General features: G+C 42.3%; 13 protein-coding genes. 10 read left to right on the plus strand and 3 right to left on the minus strand.

All coding sequences use genetic code 11. From position 1 onward, the window contains the following. Positions 1-6: 6 nt before the first annotated feature. Complete coding sequence (locus ACLN19_RS03165; RefSeq protein ID WP_413383206.1) at positions 7-1,446, minus strand: sucrose-6-phosphate hydrolase; 1,440 nt, start codon at positions 1,444-1,446, stop codon at positions 7-9. Positions 1,447-1,626: 180 nt separating this feature from the next. Here ACLN19_RS03165 and ACLN19_RS03170 point away from each other — a divergent pair, with 180 nt between their 5' ends. The 3 genes from ACLN19_RS03170 (at position 1,627) to scrK (ending at position 6,668) form a co-directional block, all read left to right on the plus strand. Continuing rightward, positions 1,627-3,552 (plus strand): sucrose-specific PTS transporter subunit IIBC, encoded by a 1,926-nt coding sequence (locus ACLN19_RS03170; protein WP_413383208.1) that lies wholly within the window; start codon positions 1,627-1,629, stop codon positions 3,550-3,552. 177 nt (positions 3,553-3,729) lie between these two features. Next, a complete protein-coding gene (locus tag ACLN19_RS03175) occupies positions 3,730-5,640 on the plus strand; it encodes a sucrose-specific PTS transporter subunit IIBC (protein ID WP_413383210.1) in 1,911 nt (636 codons plus the stop codon). 146 nt (positions 5,641-5,786) lie between these two features. Then, entirely contained in the window at positions 5,787-6,668 is an 882-nt protein-coding gene (gene scrK, locus ACLN19_RS03180; RefSeq protein ID WP_413383212.1) for a fructokinase ScrK, read from the plus strand. A 22-nt stretch (positions 6,669-6,690) separates the two neighbouring features. Here the strand turns inward: scrK and ACLN19_RS03185 are convergent, their stop codons facing one another. Continuing rightward, the gene (locus tag ACLN19_RS03185) at positions 6,691-7,653 is read right to left on the minus strand and encodes an asparaginase (protein ID WP_413383214.1); all 963 of its coding nucleotides are present in this window, start codon (positions 7,651-7,653) and stop codon (positions 6,691-6,693) included. Between the two features lie 129 nt (positions 7,654-7,782). Here ACLN19_RS03185 and ACLN19_RS03190 point away from each other — a divergent pair, with 129 nt between their 5' ends. Next, positions 7,783-9,165: an HAD-IIB family hydrolase gene (locus ACLN19_RS03190; protein WP_413383216.1), complete on the plus strand. Its 1,383-nt coding sequence runs from the start codon at positions 7,783-7,785 to the stop codon at positions 9,163-9,165. 32 nt (positions 9,166-9,197) lie between these two features. Here ACLN19_RS03190 and ACLN19_RS03195 read toward each other — a convergent pair whose 3' ends face one another. Then, positions 9,198-9,650 carry a universal stress protein gene (locus ACLN19_RS03195; RefSeq protein WP_413383218.1) on the minus strand — a complete coding sequence of 151 codons (453 nt, stop codon included), beginning with the start codon at positions 9,648-9,650 and terminating at the stop codon, positions 9,198-9,200. 214 nt (positions 9,651-9,864) lie between these two features. On the opposite strand from ACLN19_RS03195, the gene ACLN19_RS03200 reads away from it, so the two are divergent. The 6 genes from ACLN19_RS03200 to alr all read left to right on the plus strand — a co-directional run bounded on the left by ACLN19_RS03200 (position 9,865) and on the right by alr (position 17,434). Beyond that, positions 9,865-11,076, plus strand: a complete 1,212-nt coding sequence (locus ACLN19_RS03200) for a pyridoxal phosphate-dependent aminotransferase (protein ID WP_413383220.1) — start codon at positions 9,865-9,867, stop codon at positions 11,074-11,076. A gap of 127 nt (positions 11,077-11,203) precedes the next feature. Further along, a complete protein-coding gene (gene secA / locus ACLN19_RS03205; protein ID WP_413383222.1) occupies positions 11,204-13,744 on the plus strand; it encodes a preprotein translocase subunit SecA in 2,541 nt (846 codons plus the stop codon). Between the two features lie 69 nt (positions 13,745-13,813). Next, a complete protein-coding gene (locus tag ACLN19_RS03210) occupies positions 13,814-14,848 on the plus strand; it encodes a 3-deoxy-7-phosphoheptulonate synthase (protein WP_413383224.1) in 1,035 nt (344 codons plus the stop codon). A 2-nt stretch (positions 14,849-14,850) separates the two neighbouring features. Then, positions 14,851-15,906: a 3-deoxy-7-phosphoheptulonate synthase gene (locus tag ACLN19_RS03215; protein WP_413383226.1), complete on the plus strand. Its 1,056-nt coding sequence runs from the start codon at positions 14,851-14,853 to the stop codon at positions 15,904-15,906. A gap of 74 nt (positions 15,907-15,980) precedes the next feature. Then, the gene (gene acpS, locus ACLN19_RS03220; RefSeq protein WP_413383228.1) at positions 15,981-16,340 is read left to right on the plus strand and encodes a holo-ACP synthase; all 360 of its coding nucleotides are present in this window, start codon (positions 15,981-15,983) and stop codon (positions 16,338-16,340) included. Further along, entirely contained in the window at positions 16,337-17,434 is a 1,098-nt protein-coding gene (alr, locus tag ACLN19_RS03225) for an alanine racemase (RefSeq protein ID WP_413383230.1), read from the plus strand. Before acpS ends, alr begins: the two co-directional genes overlap by 4 nt. Position 17,435: the final 1 nt, after the last annotated feature.

Consider the following 17,435-nt stretch of genomic DNA (forward strand, 5'->3'; position numbering starts at 1 on the left):
CTCATTCTATGCTTTTAGCTCAAAATAGTCACCAGACACGTCTCCTTTTGTGACATAGATACCATTTTGGTCAGCAAATGGATAGACACGGCTGGTAAAGACCTTCTCACCATTGTTGATAAAGATTTCAACGATAGACTTATCCACAAAGATAGAGGCACTTGTCTTACCGCGAGGGATATCACAGCTTCTGCTTGTTCCGTAGGCACTAGCGTATTGTTCGCCTGCTTGTGAGCGATCTAGTGTGACGATACCATTTTGAGTATCGACGCTAAGCACAAGTCCTTTTTTGTCTTTATCAGCAAAAAGGACAATGTCAGTTTGAGTATCTGCAGCAAAATCAAGTTCTAGCTCATAAGTGTTTTGGCTCATGTCTTTATCAGAAAAGCTTTCCTTAGACACACGCAAGTCTTTGATAGCTGCGACAGGGTACTGGTAGAGTTTCCCATCTTTGATAGTGAGTTCTTTGACAAGACTCATAGCTCCTTGATAGTCATAGCGGTCACTAGGATAGTCAACGTCAGGTAAGCCAATCCAGCTAACAATAAGTGCTCGACCATCTGGGGTATTAAATCCTTGAGTAGCGTAAGCTTCAAAGCCATAGTCAAGGTTGTGAATGGCTGAAGGGTTGTTGAGACGTGCTTGTTTGGGATCAAAGCTATCGGCTATTTTATAAGTATTGGGGTAGATGTTTTGATAGTCTAACTCAGTCTTGTCGAGTCCTTGTGGGCTGTAGATAAGCACAGGTTTGTTATCGACAAAGACGAGATTAGGACATTCAATCATGTATTCACTACCTGTGCCAGCAAAGTCTAAGTTACCGACAAACTCCCAGTTTAAGACATCATTGTCCACAGCTTTGTAGAGCTTGATAAAGCCTTTTTTGTCCAGACTTTGTGCGCCGATAATGGCATAAAAATCGCCCTCGTAATTGAAAATTTGAGGATCACGAAAATGCTCTGTGACATCTTGAGGTTGTCTAATGAGGACCTCATCACATTTGTCAATATCGCCGTCTTTTGACATGAAAGCACCTACTTGAAGGGGATCACGTACCCAGTTGGCATCACGGACATTTCCAGTGTAGAAGATAAAGAGCTTGTCATCAATAGGATAAGCACTTCCTGAGTAAGCCCCATGGCTATCATGTGGGTGATCAGGCTCAAGAGTGACACCTGTTTCTGTAAAATGCACCAAATCATCACTTGTTGTGTGTACCCATTGTTTGAGACCGTGGGCAGCTCCAAAAGGCCAATTTTGATAGAAGAGATGAAACTTGCCATCGAAGTAAGAAAAGCCGTTTGGGTCATTTAAAAGCCCGCTTTTAGGCTCGATATGATAGCTAGCATGCCAAGGTGATTGCGCCATATGCTTTTTGATGGTAGCGATTTCTTCTTGACTCCAGTCCGAATATGGACGATAACGAACTTCTGTTGGTAAATTCATAAGATACTCCCATTGTTAATGATTATATTGATATAGTAAACGTTTTCGCCTTAAAAAGCAATGATTTAACGTAAAAAAGACAAAAAATGTCAAACGCTTGACATCTTTTTTAAAAGTGATAAAATAATTAAAGAAATATTATAAAAACGTTTTCAGAGAAAGCGACAAAGGAGTTATTGTATGGATTATGCTAAAGTAGCCACTGATGTCATTGCAGCAGTTGGTAGAGACAATCTTATCGCTGCAGCTCATTGTGCCACAAGACTTCGTCTGGTATTAAAAGATGATACTAAGGTGGATCAAAAGGCCCTAGACAACAATCCTGATATCAAGGGAACTTTTAAGATTGATGGCCAGTATCAAGTCATTATCGGTGCTGGTGATGTTAATTTTGTTTACGATGCCTTGATTAAAGAAACAGGCCTGTCAGAAGTGTCAACAGATGATTTAAAAGAGTTAGTCCGTAAGGATAAGGCTTTTAATCCAATTATGGCCTTTATCAAGCTCTTGTCAGATATTTTTGTGCCGATTATTCCAGCTTTAGTTGCAGGTGGTCTATTGATGGCGCTGAGGAATTTTTTGACCTCAACGGGTCTTTTTGGACCGCAGTCTATCGAGGAGATGTACCCTGCCATTCAAGGGATTTCTGATATGATTCAGCTCATGTCAGCAGCTCCTTTTATGTTTTTGCCTATTTTGGTTGGTATTTCAGCTGCTAAGCGTTTTGGTGCCAATCCCTTTTTAGGGGCAGCTATGGGGATGATTATGACCACACCTCAGTTGGGTGGCTCAGAAGCTTATTGGGACATTATGGGCTTTCAGATAGCTCAGACCAATTACGCTTATCAGGTGATTCCTGTCTTGGCTGCGGTATGGTTGTTAGCCGTTTTGGAGAAATTTTTCCATCAAAAGTTGCCATCATCCATTGACTTTACCTTTACACCGCTTTTATCGGTGATGATTACAGGTTTTCTCACTTTTACGGTCATAGGACCAGTCATGCTATTTTTATCCAATGCTATCACAGATGCTATTGTATGGTTATACAATACCACAGGCTTTATTGGTATGGGGATTTTTGGAGGGACTTATTCTCTTATCGTCATGACCGGTCTTCACCAATCATTTCCTGCGATCGAAACACAATTGCTATCAGCTTGGACTAATGGAATAGGGCACGGCGATTTTATCTTTGTAGTGGCTTCTATGGCCAATATTGCCCAAGGGGCAGCGACTTTTGCCGTCTTTTTCTTAGCTAAAGATGCCAAGACAAAAAGTTTGACGTCCTCAGCTGGTGTGTCGGCTTTACTTGGTATCACAGAGCCTGCCTTGTTTGGTGTCAACCTTAAATACAAGTTTCCCTTCTTTTGTGCCTTAATCGGATCAGCGGTGGCAGCAGCCGTCGCAGGTATTTTAAATGTCGTCGCCGTCTCTCTTGGCTCAGCAGGACTTTTAGGATTTCTCTCCATTAACGCACCGTCTATTCCTTATTATGCTATTTGTGTCGTTATCAGCTTTGCTGTTACTTTCATCTTGACTTATGTGTATGGTAAACGCCAAATGGCTAGCGTTTTTGCGCCTGTAGTTGATGTAGTAGGGCCAGATAGTGAGTCGGATGCTCCTCAAACAGCTCCAGCTGAAGAGTCTCTGTCTCGCGTAGAGATGATTTTTAGTCCCTTGGATGGTGACCTGATTCCTTTAAGTCAGGTCAATGACCCTGTCTTCTCATCTGAAGCTATGGGTAAAGGGATTGCCATTAAGCCTTGTACTAATCAGATTTACGCTCCTTTTGATGGGGTGGTGCAGATAGCTTTTGAGACGGGTCATGCTTATGGCTTACGTTCAACTGAAGGTGTGGAATTATTGATTCACATTGGTATTGACACCGTATCGATGAATGGAGACGGTTTTGTGCCAAACGTTAAAGCGAATCAAGTTGTTAAAAAAGGAGATCTACTAGGTTATTTTGATGGTGCTAAAATCAAAGAAGCAGGGCTTGAGGATACAACCATGCTTGTCATTACCAATAGCTCTGACTATACGACGATCAAGCCTTTAGCTAGTCATACAGTCAAAGCCGCTCAACCCTTAATCGAGGTTAGCTAAATCAATGTCAAAGAGCCTTGGGCTCTTTTTTGTTTAAGTCGAGTCTCAATTTTTGTAAAAAAGAAAAAATTCTGCCAAACGCTTGACATATCTTTTAAAAATGTTATACTCATAGAGTAAAGTCGTGAAACGCTTTCACGTTTCAATGGATAAAAAAGGAAAAAGGAGATTTTGCAGATGGTTTCTAATACAGAAATTGCAAAACAAGTCATCGATGCCATCGGTGGTCGTGGCAATGTCAACAGTGTAGCGCACTGTGCAACACGCCTACGTATCATGGTAAAAGATGAATCAGCGATCAATAAAGACGCTGTGGAAAAGATTGAGAAAGTACAGGGAGCTTTCTTCAATTCAGGTCAGTACCAGATTATTTTTGGGACAGGTACTGTCAACAAAATTTATGATGAAGTGGTAGCGCTTGGTTTGCCAACAGCGTCAAAAGAAGACCAAAAGGCTCAAGCAGCACAACAAGGCAATTGGTTCCAACGTGCTATTCGCTCGTTTGGTGATGTCTTTGTCCCACTTCTTCCAGCTATCGTAGCGACAGGTCTTTTCATGGGAATTCGTGGCGCTATCAACAACGATACGATTCTTTCGTTGTTTGGTACAACGTCTGAAGCATTCTCATCATCAGACTTTTACACTTATACGGTTGTCTTGACAGATACAGCCTTTGCTTTCTTCCCAGCATTGATTTGTTGGTCTGCCTTTAACGTTTTTGGAGGCAATCCAATCGTTGGTTTGGTGCTTGGTTTGATGATGGTTAACACAACCTTGCCAAATGCTTGGGCAGTGGCTTCTGGTGATGCTAGCCCACTCTACTTCTTTGGCTTCATTCCAGTTGTAGGTTATCAAAACTCAGTCCTTCCAGCCTTCTTTGTTGGTTTGTTTGGTGCTAAGTTTGAAAAATGGTTGCACAAAAAAGTACCTGATGTCTTAGATCTTTTGGTAGTTCCGTTCTTGACATTCCTTGTTATGTCAATCTTGGCTCTTTTTGTCATCGGACCTATCTTCCATACTATCGAAGACTACGTTCTTATTGCCACTAAATTCCTCTTGTCTCTACCATTTGGCTTGTCTGGGCTTATCATTGGTGGTCTTCACCAGCTCGTCGTTGTGACAGGGGTTCACCATATCTTCAACCTACTTGAGTCACAATTGATTGCCGCAGATGGACGCGATCCATTTAACGCTATTATCACTGCTGCTATGACAGCGCAAGCTGGTGCAACTTTAGCCGTTGGTGTTAAGACAAAATCTAAAAAATTAAAAGCTCTTGCCTTCCCAGCAGCTCTTTCTGCAGGATTGGGTATCACTGAGCCTGCTATCTTTGGGGTCAACTTACGCTTTGGTAAACCATTTGTTATGGGTCTTATTGCTGGTGCAGCAGGCGGATGGTTAGCGTCTATCTTTGACCTTGCGGGTACTGGTTTTGGGATTACAATCATCCCAGGAACACTCCTCTATTTGAATGGTCAAGTACTTAAATACGTCATCATGGTACTTGCCACTACTGCTCTTGCCTTTGTCTTGACTTATATGTTTGGTTATGAAGATAAAGAAACTGAAGAAGAGCGTACAGAAGAGCTTTACGAAGAAGCTAACCCTACTGATGTTAAAGAAAATACAGCTGTCAAAGCAGAAACACTAGCAAGCCCACTTGCTGGTCAGACAGTAGCCTTGGCCGATGTGGCTGACCCTGTCTTTGCTTCTGAAGCGATGGGTAAAGGAATTGCGATTAAGCCAAGTGGTGATACCGTTTATTCACCTGTAGATGGTGTTGTCCAAATCGCTTTTGAAACAGGACATGCTTATGGGTTACGCTCAGATAGTGGTGCTGAAGTTCTTATCCATATTGGTATTGACACTGTATCTATGGATGGTAAAGGCTTTAAACAACAGGTTAAAGCTAATCAAAAAGTTAAAAAAGGTGACGTTCTTGGAACCTTTGATACTAAAGAGATTAAAGCAGCTGGACTTGATGATACAACAATGATCATCATCACAAATACAGCAGACTATAAGGAAGTTATGGCAGACGCCAATACTGAGGTGGCAGTCGGTGATGACCTTTTAGTTGTCAAATAAGCCTCTAGCCTAGCTAGGTAGATAAGAGTTTGAGATGTATATCCCAAACTCTTTTTAAAAGTTAGGATTTGACAGTGATTTAGTACCTGAGTAGGATTATTTGAGGTATAATAGAGAATATAATAAAGAGATGAGGAATTCATATTATGGCAAAATTATATGGAAGTGTGGAAGCAGGCGGGACAAAATTCGTCTGTGCAGTCGGTGATGAGGACTTTCAAATTGTTGAAAAAGTACAATTTCCCACAACAACACCATACGAAACGATTGAGCGTACAGTAGCTTTTTTCAAGCGTTTTGAAGAAGATTTGGTAGGTGTTGCTATCGGCTCTTTTGGCCCCATTGATATTGATGAAAATTCATCAACTTATGGCTACATCACAAAGACTCCAAAGGAACATTGGTCTAATGTTGATTTGGTTGGTCTGATTTCTAAAGAATTTAAAATCCCTTTTTACTTTACAACAGATGTCAATAGTTCTGCCTACGGTGAGGCGATGGTCAGAACAGGTGTTGATAGTTTAGTTTATTATACGATTGGGACAGGCATTGGTGCTGGAGCGATACAGCGCGGTGAGTTTGTCGGAGGCCTTGGTCATACGGAAGCTGGACATACTTATGTGGCTGTTCATCCTCAAGACCGTGCCAATGATTTTGTAGGGACATGTCCATTTCATAATGGTTGCTTAGAGGGCTTGGCTGCTGGTCCTAGTCTTGAAGCGCGTACAGGGACACGCGGTGAATTGATTGAGCAAAATTCTACGGTTTGGGATGTGCAAGCCTACTATATCGCTCAAGCTGCTGTTCAAGCAACCCTTTTATATCGCCCTCAAGTCATTGTCTTTGGAGGAGGTGTCATGGGACAAGAGCATATGCTTAAGCGTGTTCGTGAAAAATTTGAGGGTCTGATGAACAACTATCTACCAACTCCAGATGTGAATGAGTATATCGTGACGCCAGCCGTAGCTGAAAATGGTTCTGCAACTTTGGGGAACTTTGCTTTAGCAAAACGTATATCAGAACGCTAAAAAAAGAGCCTAGGCTCTTTTTTTATCCCTCAATATAATCTTTTAAGGCTTGTCCTTTTAGTCCAGCGTTAAGAGCAATGAGCAGTTTAAGTCTAGCTTTGGGAGCGTTCAATTCTTTGACGAACATGACACCAGCCTTAGCTAGAGCAACACCTCCCCCTTGGTAAGCATAGACAGGTTCTGCAATACCATTAAAACAGCGAGAGACTAAAACTACAGGGACGCCTGCTGAGATAAGTTGCTCTATTTCATCGGCAGCTTTTGGAGGGACATTGCCAGCTCCTAGGGCTTCGATGACGAGACCGTCGATGTTATCAGGGTTTAAAAAGCTGATGATACCGCTATCTCCCATACCAGCATAAGCTTTTACGATGGGGACTGTCCCTGAAATGTGCTCAAGATTAAAGCGCACACGGGCTTCGGCTGTTTTGAAAAAAAGAATCTCGTGTTTCATGATAATACCCAAAGGACCGTGAGTAGGTGTTTGGAAGGTTGAGACGTTGGTGGTGTGGGTTTTGGTGACGTATTTAGCAGCGTGGATTTCATCATTCATCACCACAAGTACTCCCTTATCTCTAGCAGCTTTGTGGCTAGCGACTCTAAGAGCGGATAGGTAGTTGTAAACACCGTCACTGCCTAACTCATTTGAGCTACGCATAGCACCTGTCAGGACGATAGGAATATCAGGAAGCGTCATGGTATCTAAAAAATAAGCCGTTTCCTCCAGAGTATCTGTACCATGTGTAATGACGACTCCGTCGTATTTTCCAGCACTTTCTCTGATTTTATGATAGAGAGAAAGCATGTGTTTTGGAGTGATGTGAGGGCTAGGGAGATTTAGAAAATCAAAGCTGTCAATGTCAAGGTTTGCCATATCAAAAGAGAGTTGTGCTATGGGATTTTCAGTGTTTGAATTGACCTGCCCGTTGTTGTCTGCGTTCATTGAGATAGTACCTCCTGTATGGAGGGCAAGGATTTTTGTCATTTGGTCAATCTTCTTTCCAAAATTATGATATAATCTATTTTAACATAAAAGAACTTTGTAACAAGCTCAGGTTGTTTTAAAAGGAGTCAAATAACTGAGCTGAGGTCAGCTAGAGGGGATAGGGACGATTTGGCAGTCAAGGCAGTATTTTTTGATATTGATGGCACATTATTGAATGACAGAAAAAGTATTCAAAAGTCAACGCGGTTAGCGATTCAGGATTTAAAAGAGCAGGGTTGTTTTGTCGGCGTGGCAACTGGGCGTGGTCCTAGCTTTGTGCAGCCTTACTTGGAAAATCTAGGTCTTGATGTGGCTATCACTTATAACGGTCAGTATATATACACAAGGGATAAGGTTTTGTTTGCTAAGCAATTGCCCAAATCTATGATCTATCGCTTGATTCGATATGCCAGTGATAAGCGTCGTGAGATTTCTCTAGGAACGGCGTCAGGTCTTCTAGGCTCAGGCATCATCGGCATGGGAACTAGCCGTTTTGGTCAGGTGGTCTCAAGTATTGTGCCTAGAAAGATGGCCAAAACAGTAGAGCGTAGTTTCAAACATTTGATAAGGCGTATTAAACCACAAAATATCAATGTGCTCTATACGGCTATGCGTGAGCCAGTGTATCAAATTGTCATGGTTGCGACAGAAGGCGAGACGGACAAGATTCGCTCGAAATTTCCGACCCTTAAAATCACACGTAGTAGCCCCTATTCGGCAGATATCATTTGTGCTAAACAATCAAAAATCCGAGGCATTGAGAGGGTTGGTGAGCTTTTTGGTTTTGATTTGTCAGAAGTGATGGCTTTTGGGGACTCTGAAAACGACCTAGAGATGCTCTCAGGCGTTGGTTTGGGTGTGGCAATGGGTAATGCTGATGACAGGGTTAAGGCGCTAGCTGACTATACGACTGCCTCAAACAATAATGATGGTATCGCTAAAGCGCTATCTCATTATGGTCTTATCCACGTAGAGCGAGAAGGGCAGTTTGATAGTAAAGATCCTAATTTTAATAAAGTCAAGGCTTTTCATCATCTTATGGATGGTGAGACCAATGACACCCCACGTTTGTATGACATTACAGAAGCAACACACCGTTCAGCCTTTAAGGTTGAGGAAATTGTTGAGTTTTTATATGCAGCTAGTCAAGGTGATATAAAAGCCTTTCACAAAAGCTTAACGGCTTTGCATGAAGCTCTTGATGCGGCCGCACAAAAGGTCTCCTCAAAAGATCATCCAGAAACACCGCTGGTGGGTGAGGTAGATGCCCTGACAGATCTGCTCTACTTCACCTATGGCTCCTTTGTCTTGATGGGGGTAGATCCAAAGCCTTTCTTTGATACAGTTCATGAGGCTAATATGGGCAAGATTTTCCCTGATGGAAAAGCGCACTTTGATCCTGTGACGCATAAGATTTTAAAGCCAGATGACTGGGAGGAACGTTTTGCCCCAGAACCTATGATAAAGCGTGAATTAGACCGTCAATTGCAGCAGTCTTTGAGACGAAAATAAGAAAAAGTCAGCTTTCTAGCTGACTTTTTAAGTTAAAAGGTCTTATCAGAATCTCGTACAATCAATAAATCGACCTTGGCATGACGTAAAATATACTCAGATGAGGATCCAATCAATAAGCGCTCAAAGGTATTGAGTCCTGTGGCGCCCACCATGATAAGGTCGATATTTTCTTTATCAGGAATATCACGAGCAAGAAGAGTTTTTGGATTGCCAAATTCAATAATCTTGCGAACCTTATTTAAGCCACGTTTTTTAGCTTGGTTTTCATAATCAGATAAGACACTCTTGGCTTCGTTTTCTAAGCGTTCGTAAATGTAGCTATCGTAAGTGGCTACACTTTGTAAGGCACGGGTGTCGATGACATGGGCTAAAATCAGCTCAGCACCATCGTGAAGAGCGACATTAACACCTTTTTCAAAAGCGAGTTCTGATTCGTAAGAACCATCGATAGCGACCATAATGTGTTGGTATTGATGAGACATAAAAACCTCCTTAGCTCGCTGGTAGATAGACTATCAGTGAGTCTTTTTACTTTCACCTTTATTATACTCTTTTTTTGAGAAAGGGAAAAGAGATTGTGCAAAAATTATGAAATTGTTTAAACATTCTTTTGTTTTTACCCTAAAGATACGTCAGTAGAAAATAATTTCTTTTTTCAGAGGATTTAGGTTATAATAAGGACACGAGGTAGTAAGTATGAAATTATTTGATAAATCCTATAAACTAGAGCATGTGGCTTATGATATTCGCGGTCCAGTCTTAGAAGAGGCTAACCGCATGAGAGCTAACGGCGAGAAAATTTTAAGACTAAATACAGGTAATCCAGCAGAATTTGGTTTTGAGGCGCCTGATGAGGTTATTCGTGATTTGATTCGTAACGCTAGAAATTCTGAAGGCTACTCCAACTCCAAAGGGATTTTTTCAGCACGTAAGGCGATTATGCAGTATTATCAATTGCAAGACATTTATGTTGATATTGATGACATCTATGTCGTCAATGGTGTCAGTGAGGGGATTTCCATGTCAATGCAAGCCCTTCTTGATAATGGTGATGAGGTCTTGGTGCCTATGCCTGATTATCCGCTTTGGACGGCTTGTATCAGTCTAGCAGGAGGCAAAGCAGTGCATTACATTTGTGATGAACAAGCTGGCTGGTTTCCTGATATCGATGATATCAAATCAAAGATCACGTCAAATACTAAGGCCATTGTCCTTATCAATCCGAATAATCCGACAGGTGCGGTCTATCCACGGGAGTTACTAGAGGATATCGTTGATATTGCGCGCCGTAATGATTTGTTGATTTTTGCTGATGAGGTCTATGATCGCTTAGTCATGGATGGCAAAAAGCATATTCCTATTGCAAGTATAGCCAAAGATGTCTTTACAGTGACCATGTCAGGCTTATCAAAGTCCCACCGTGTCTGCGGATTTCGTGTAGGTTGGATGGTTCTGGCAGGACCTAAACAGCATGTTAAAGGCTACATTGAAGGGTTAAATATGCTGTCAAATATGCGCCTCTGCTCAAATGTATTAGCGCAGCAAGTGATTCAAACCTCGCTAGGAGGCTATCAATCTTCTGATGAGCTTCTCCATCCAGGTGGGCGTATTTATGAGCAACGCAATTTTATCTATGAGGCCATTAAGGATATCCCAGGTCTATCTGCGGTAAAACCAAATGCTGGGCTCTATATTTTTCCTAAGATAGATCTTAATATGTATCGTGTTGACGATGATGAGGACTTTGTCTTGAACTTTTTAAAGCAGGAAAAAGTGCTCCTGACTCATGGTCGTGGGTTTAATATGGATACGCCAGATCATTTTCGAATTGTTTATCTACCACGAGTAGATGAGCTTAGTGAATTGCAAACAAAACTCAGTCGCTTTTTGGAACAATATAAGCGCTAAAAGACAAGAGAGGTTGGAGTGTGAAGCTCTAACCTACTTTTTCATAAGCCTTTAGGTGTTATCTTGAAAAGGCTTGGAAAATGTGATAGAATTGGTTAGTTAAGTATAGTTATCGAAAGGAAAAGGAATGGCAAATCTTCTAAGAAGTATCGTCGAAAACGATAAGGGTGAATTGCGAAAATTAGAAAGAACAGCAAAGAAAGTCGAGTCTTATGCTGATGAGATGGCAGCCCTAAGTGACGAACAGTTACAAGCAAAGACGCCAGAATTTAAGCAACGCTATCAAAATGGGGAAAGTTTGGATGATCTTTTGCCAGAAGCTTTTGCAGTTGTCCGTGAGGCAGCTAAGCGCGTCTTGGGGCTCTTTCCTTATCGTGTTCAGATTATGGGAGGCATTGTTCTTCATCATGGAGATATTCCAGAGATGCGCACAGGGGAAGGAAAAACCTTGACGGCGACGATGCCTGTTTATCTCAATGCTTTATCAGGTGATGGTGTGCATGTTATCACGGTTAATGAGTATCTGTCCGAGCGTGATGCGACAGAGATGGGAGAGGTTTATAGTTGGCTTGGTTTATCTGTTGGGATCAACCTAGCCGCTAAGTCACCCTTTGAAAAACGTGAGGCCTATAATTGTGACATAACCTACTCTACCAACTCTGAGGTTGGATTTGACTATCTTCGTGACAATATGGTTGTCCGTAAAGAAGATATGGTACAGCGTCCTCTAAATTATGCCCTTGTTGACGAGGTTGATTCGGTCTTGATTGATGAGGCGAGAACGCCTCTTATTGTCTCAGGTCCTGTCAGCTCAGAGACAAATCAACTTTATATCCGTGCGGATCGATTTGTCAAAACCTTGACGGTTAATGACTATATCATAGATGTGCCGACAAAGACTATTGGTTTAGCTGACTCAGGGATTGATAAGGCAGAGGCCTACTTTAATCTTGATAATCTCTACGACATTGAAAATGTTGCCTTGACTCACTACATAGATAATGCTTTGCGAGCAAACTACATTATGTTGTTAGACATTGATTATGTGGTTAGTGAAGAGCAGGAAATTCTTATCGTTGACCAGTTTACGGGACGTACAATGGAGGGACGTCGCTTTTCTGATGGGCTTCATCAAGCTATCGAAGCAAAAGAATCAGTCCCTATCCAAGAAGAATCAAAGACCAGCGCTTCTATCACTTACCAAAATATGTTTCGTATGTATCGTAAGCTATCAGGGATGACTGGGACAGGAAAGACTGAGGAAGAAGAGTTTCGCGAAATTTATAACATGCGTGTCATTCCTATTCCAACTAATCGTCCTGTTCAGCGTGTTGATCATCCTGATTTGCTCTACCCAAGTCTCAATGCTAAGTTTGATGCTGTGGTAGAGGATGTTCGTGCACATCATGCCAAAGGACAGCCTGTTCTTGTGGGTACAGTGGCTGTTGAAACCAGTGATTTATTGTCGAAAAAGCTGGTACAAGCAGGTATTGCTCACGAGGTTCTCAATGCCAAGAACCACTTTAAAGAGGCCCAAATCATTATGAACGCTGGACAGCGTGGTGCTGTGACTATTGCGACCAATATGGCTGGACGTGGTACCGATATTAAGCTCGGTGAGGGTGTTCGTGAGCTCGGTGGGCTTTGTGTCATCGGAACAGAGCGTCACGAGAGCCGCCGTATTGACAATCAGTTGCGTGGACGTTCAGGTCGTCAAGGTGACCCAGGGGAATCGCAATTCTATCTCTCTTTAGAAGATGATTTGATGCGTCGCTTTGGTTCTGATCGTATCAAGGCGGTTCTTGAGCGTATGAACATGCATGACGATGATACCGTCATCAAGTCTCGTATGCTGACGCGTCAGGTAGAGTCTGCCCAAAAACGCGTTGAAGGTAATAACTACGATACGCGTAAACAAGTCTTACAATATGATGATGTCATGCGTGAACAGCGTGAAATCATCTATGCTAATCGCTACGATGTCATTGTGGCGGAGCGTGATTTGACACCAGAAATTCAAGCGATGATTAAGCGTACTATTGGACGTGCGGTGGATAGTCATAGTCGAGCAAGTGCTAGTCGCAACGATGCTCTTGAAGCTATTGTGACCTTTGCTCGCTCAGTCTTGGTTCCAGAGACATCTATCGGTCTTTCTGATTTGCGAAATCTTAAGGATGAGGCTATTAAAGAAGAGCTTTATCAACGTGCCTTGGCAGTATATGACCAACAAATCGCTAAGTTAAAGGGTCCAGAAGCCGTTATTGAATTCCAGAAAGTCTTGATTTTGATGGTGGTAGATAATAAATGGACAGAGCATATCGATGCCCTAGACCAGCTTAGAAATGCTGTTGGCTTACGTGGATACGCTCAAAATAATCCGATTGTCGAATATCAAACAGAAGGTTTTCGTATGTTCCAAGATATGATTGGAGCTATTGAGTTTGAAGTGACGCGTACGATGATGAAAGCACAAATTCATGAACAAGAGCGTGAACGTGCTGAAATCCATGCGACAACAACAGCTACCGCAAATATCAATGCTAAGCCAGTAGGAGCCACAGCTACGCCAGCTGAAGCTCTCGATTTTACCGATGTGAAGCGAAATGACCCTTGCCCATGCGGTTCTGGCAAAAAATACAAAAATTGTCACGCTCGTAAACAACATTGAGGACTAGCTTATAGCTGATTAAGCTAGGCTCCTCATTTTATTAAAAGATACCTAAATAGAGGAGTTATCATGTCATTTAAATCACTCAGCCCTAAAATCAACGTCGATGAGGTTCGTAGCCTCTCAAAATTAAGTGGACAAGCCTTAGAGATTAAGCAAGCTCGTGACCGTGAGCTAGAGGCGATCATGAAGGGCGAAGATGACCGTATGCTTTTGGTCATTGGCCCATGCTCATCAGACAATGAAGAGGCTGTTTTAGAATATGCTAAGCGTTTAGCGAAATTGCAAGAGGAAGTTAAAGATCGTGTCTTTATGGTGATGCGTGTCTATACCGCCAAGCCAAGAACGAATGGCGATGGCTACAAGGGACTTATGCACCAGCCAGATACAGATGCTGCACCGAGCTTGATCAACGGTATCAAGGCTGTTCGTAATCTTCACTATCGTGTGATTACAGAGACAGGTATGACAACTGCTGATGAGATGCTTTATCCAGAAAATTGGCCTTTGGTGTCAGATTTAGTCTCTTATGTGGCTATTGGTGCGCGATCTGTTGAGGATCAGCAACACCGCTTTGTGGCGTCTGGTTTTGATGTCCCAACAGGCATGAAAAATCCCACTTCTGGCAATCTAAAGGTGATGTACAATGGTATTTATGCTGCTCAAAATAAGCAAACTTTCCTCTTCAACAATGAAGAAGTCGAAACTAGTGGTAATCCTCTAGCGCATGCCATTTTACGTGGGGCACTCAATGAATCTGGTAAAAACATCCCTAATTACTACTATGACACGCTTTTAGAAGCTATTGAGCTATATAAGGAGCAAGGCTTAGCGAATCCTTTTATCGTCATCGATACTAATCATGATAACTCTGGTAAGCAATATCTTGAGCAAATCCGTATTGTACGTCAGACCTTGATCAACCGTGATTGGAGTGATACGATTAAGCGTTATGTGCGTGGCTTTATGATTGAGTCTTACCTTGAAGATGGGCGTCAGGATCAGCCTGAAGTCTTTGGGCAATCTATTACTGACCCTTGTCTTGGTTGGGACAAAACACAAGAGTTGGTGCGTGAGATTTACGCAACCTTAGAAGGTAAATAGAAATGGGAATACATCAAAAAAGTGCAACAATTGATATTGCACAAGTGAAAGAATTATCAAAACTAGAGGGCGCCTTTTTAGAGCGTAAAGAAGCGCGTGATGAAGAACTTGCTCGCATTATTAAGGGCGAGGACGAGCGTTTGCTTTTGGTGATTGGACCATGCTCGTCTGATAATGAAGAGGCAGTGATCGAATATGCTAAGCGTTTAGCAGCTCTTCAAGAGCAAGTCAAGGATAAAATTTTTATGGTGATGCGTGTCTATACCGCAAAACCAAGGACTAATGGCGATGGCTACAAAGGTCTTATGCACCAGCCTGATACCTCTAAATTACCTGATTTAATCAACGGGATTGCAGCCGTTCGTCATCTCCACTATCGTGTGATTACAGAGACAGGCTTAACCACTGCTGATGAGATGCTCTACCCATCCAACCTAGGTTTGGTTGATGATTTGGTCTCTTACCATGCTATCGGTGCTCGCTCTGTGGAAGATCAAGAACATCGCTTTGTCGCGTCAGGCATTGACAATCCCACAGGGATGAAAAATCCAACCTCAGGAAATCTAAATGTCATGCTTAATGCCATTTACGCAGCGCAAGGCTCACAAAACTTTATCTACAATAATGCTGAGGTAGAGACGGACGGTAATCCTCTAGCGCATGCGATTTTACGTGGGGCTTTGGATGAGCATGGCGATAACCTTCCAAACTACTACTATGATAGTTTGATTAAGGCTATTGATAAGTATGAAGCTATGGGACTTAAAAATCCGTTTATCGTGATTGATACCAACCACGATAATTCAGGTAAGCAATATATGGAGCAAATCCGTATTGTGCGTCAAACCTTGATTAACCGTGATTGGAGTGATAAAATTAACCGTTATGTGCGTGGCTTTATGATTGAGTCTTATCTCGAAGATGGTCGTCAAGATCATCCAGATGTTTTTGGAAAGTCAATCACTGACCCTTGTCTTGGCTGGGATAAGACAGAAAAACTCATTCGTGAAATTCATGCAACCCTTAGTCATGACTCGTTTGAGGAGTTGATTTTCTAAAAGAAAAGAAGTAAAGACTAACTGCCAGTCCTCTGGCTAGCTTTAGTCTTTCTTTTTGTATATAGAGGTGTGTGATGATTGTGGGACATGGTATAGATATACAAGAGATTGATGCGATATGGCAGGTCTATGAAAAAAAAGAGCGCTTTTTAGAGCGTCTGTTGACACCAAAAGAGAGAACTATTTTTAATAGTTTTACTAGCTCAAGACGTCAGGCGACGTTTTTAGCAGGACGTTGGGCCGCTAAGGAGGCCTTTTCTAAAGCGATGGGCACAGGTATTGGGAAATTGTCCTTTAAAGATATTGAAGTGCTAAATGACCGTTTAGGGGCTCCTTTTGTCAATCAGTCTCCTTTTTCGGGAAAAGTATGGTTGTCCATTTCGCATAGTGGTAATGTAGCACAGGCTAGTGTTATTTTGGAGGAAGAGAAATGATTTCAAGTATTCATCGTCCAACAGTAGCTCAAGTTGATTTGACAGCTATTGTGGCTAATCTGGAGGCTGTTCGGTCTCATTTGCCAGAGGATAAGCAGATTTTTGCAGTTGTCAAAGCTAATGCTTATGGTCATGGAGCTGTTAGGGTAGCTAAAACACTATCTGATCAAGCGGATGGGTTTTGCGTTTCCAATATTGATGAAGCCTTAGAGCTCAGAGAGGCAGGGATTGACAAGCCTATTTTGATTTTAGGAGTCGTTATGCCAGAAGAGCTAGCGCTAGCGCTTGCGCATGACCTTATCATAACGGTAGCTAGCCAAGAGTGGTTGGATTTAGCGCTTGAGACAGCTCAAAGCATAGAAGGCTTGCGCTGTCATATTAAGGTAGATTCAGGTATGGGTCGTATTGGGTTTAGGACGAGCCAAGAAGCTAATCAGGCGATTAAAACCTTACGGAGTCTAGGCGCTCTTGTGGAAGGTATATTTACACATTTTGCGACAGCAGATGAAGCAGATACGACGTATTTTAACCAGCAGTTGACAGCTTTTAAAAAGCTCTTATCAGAATTAGACGATTGTCCCAAGCTAGTGCATGCCAGCAATTCAGCAACCAGCTTGTGGCATAGCGAGAGCGTTTTTAATGCGGTACGTCTAGGTCTTGTCCTCTATGGGCTTAATCCGAGTAATACAGCCTTAGAGCTCCCTTATCCTCTAAAGCCAGCTCTTTGTTTGATGTCTAGCTTGGTTCATGTTAAGTGCGTGGAAAGGGGAGATCATGTGGGCTATGGGGCGACTTATGAGAGTTGCGAGACTGAGTGGATAGGGACGATTCCTATTGGTTATGCAGACGGTTGGACACGGGATATGCAGGGATTTCGTGTGCTAGTGGATGGTGTTTTTTGTGATATTGTAGGGCGTGTCTCTATGGATCAAATCACTATTCGCCTGCCTAAAAAATATCCTCTAGGAACGGTCGTTACCCTTATTGGAGATGGCATTTGTGCGACAGATGTAGCGACTTGGCGTGGGACGATCAATTATGAGGTGGTCTGTCTGCTAAGTGACCGTATCCCACGTATCTATAAAGGGGAATGAT

It is taken from the genome of Streptococcus lishijunsis (assembly GCF_047290665.1).
GTDB lineage: Bacteria > Bacillota > Bacilli > Lactobacillales > Streptococcaceae > Streptococcus.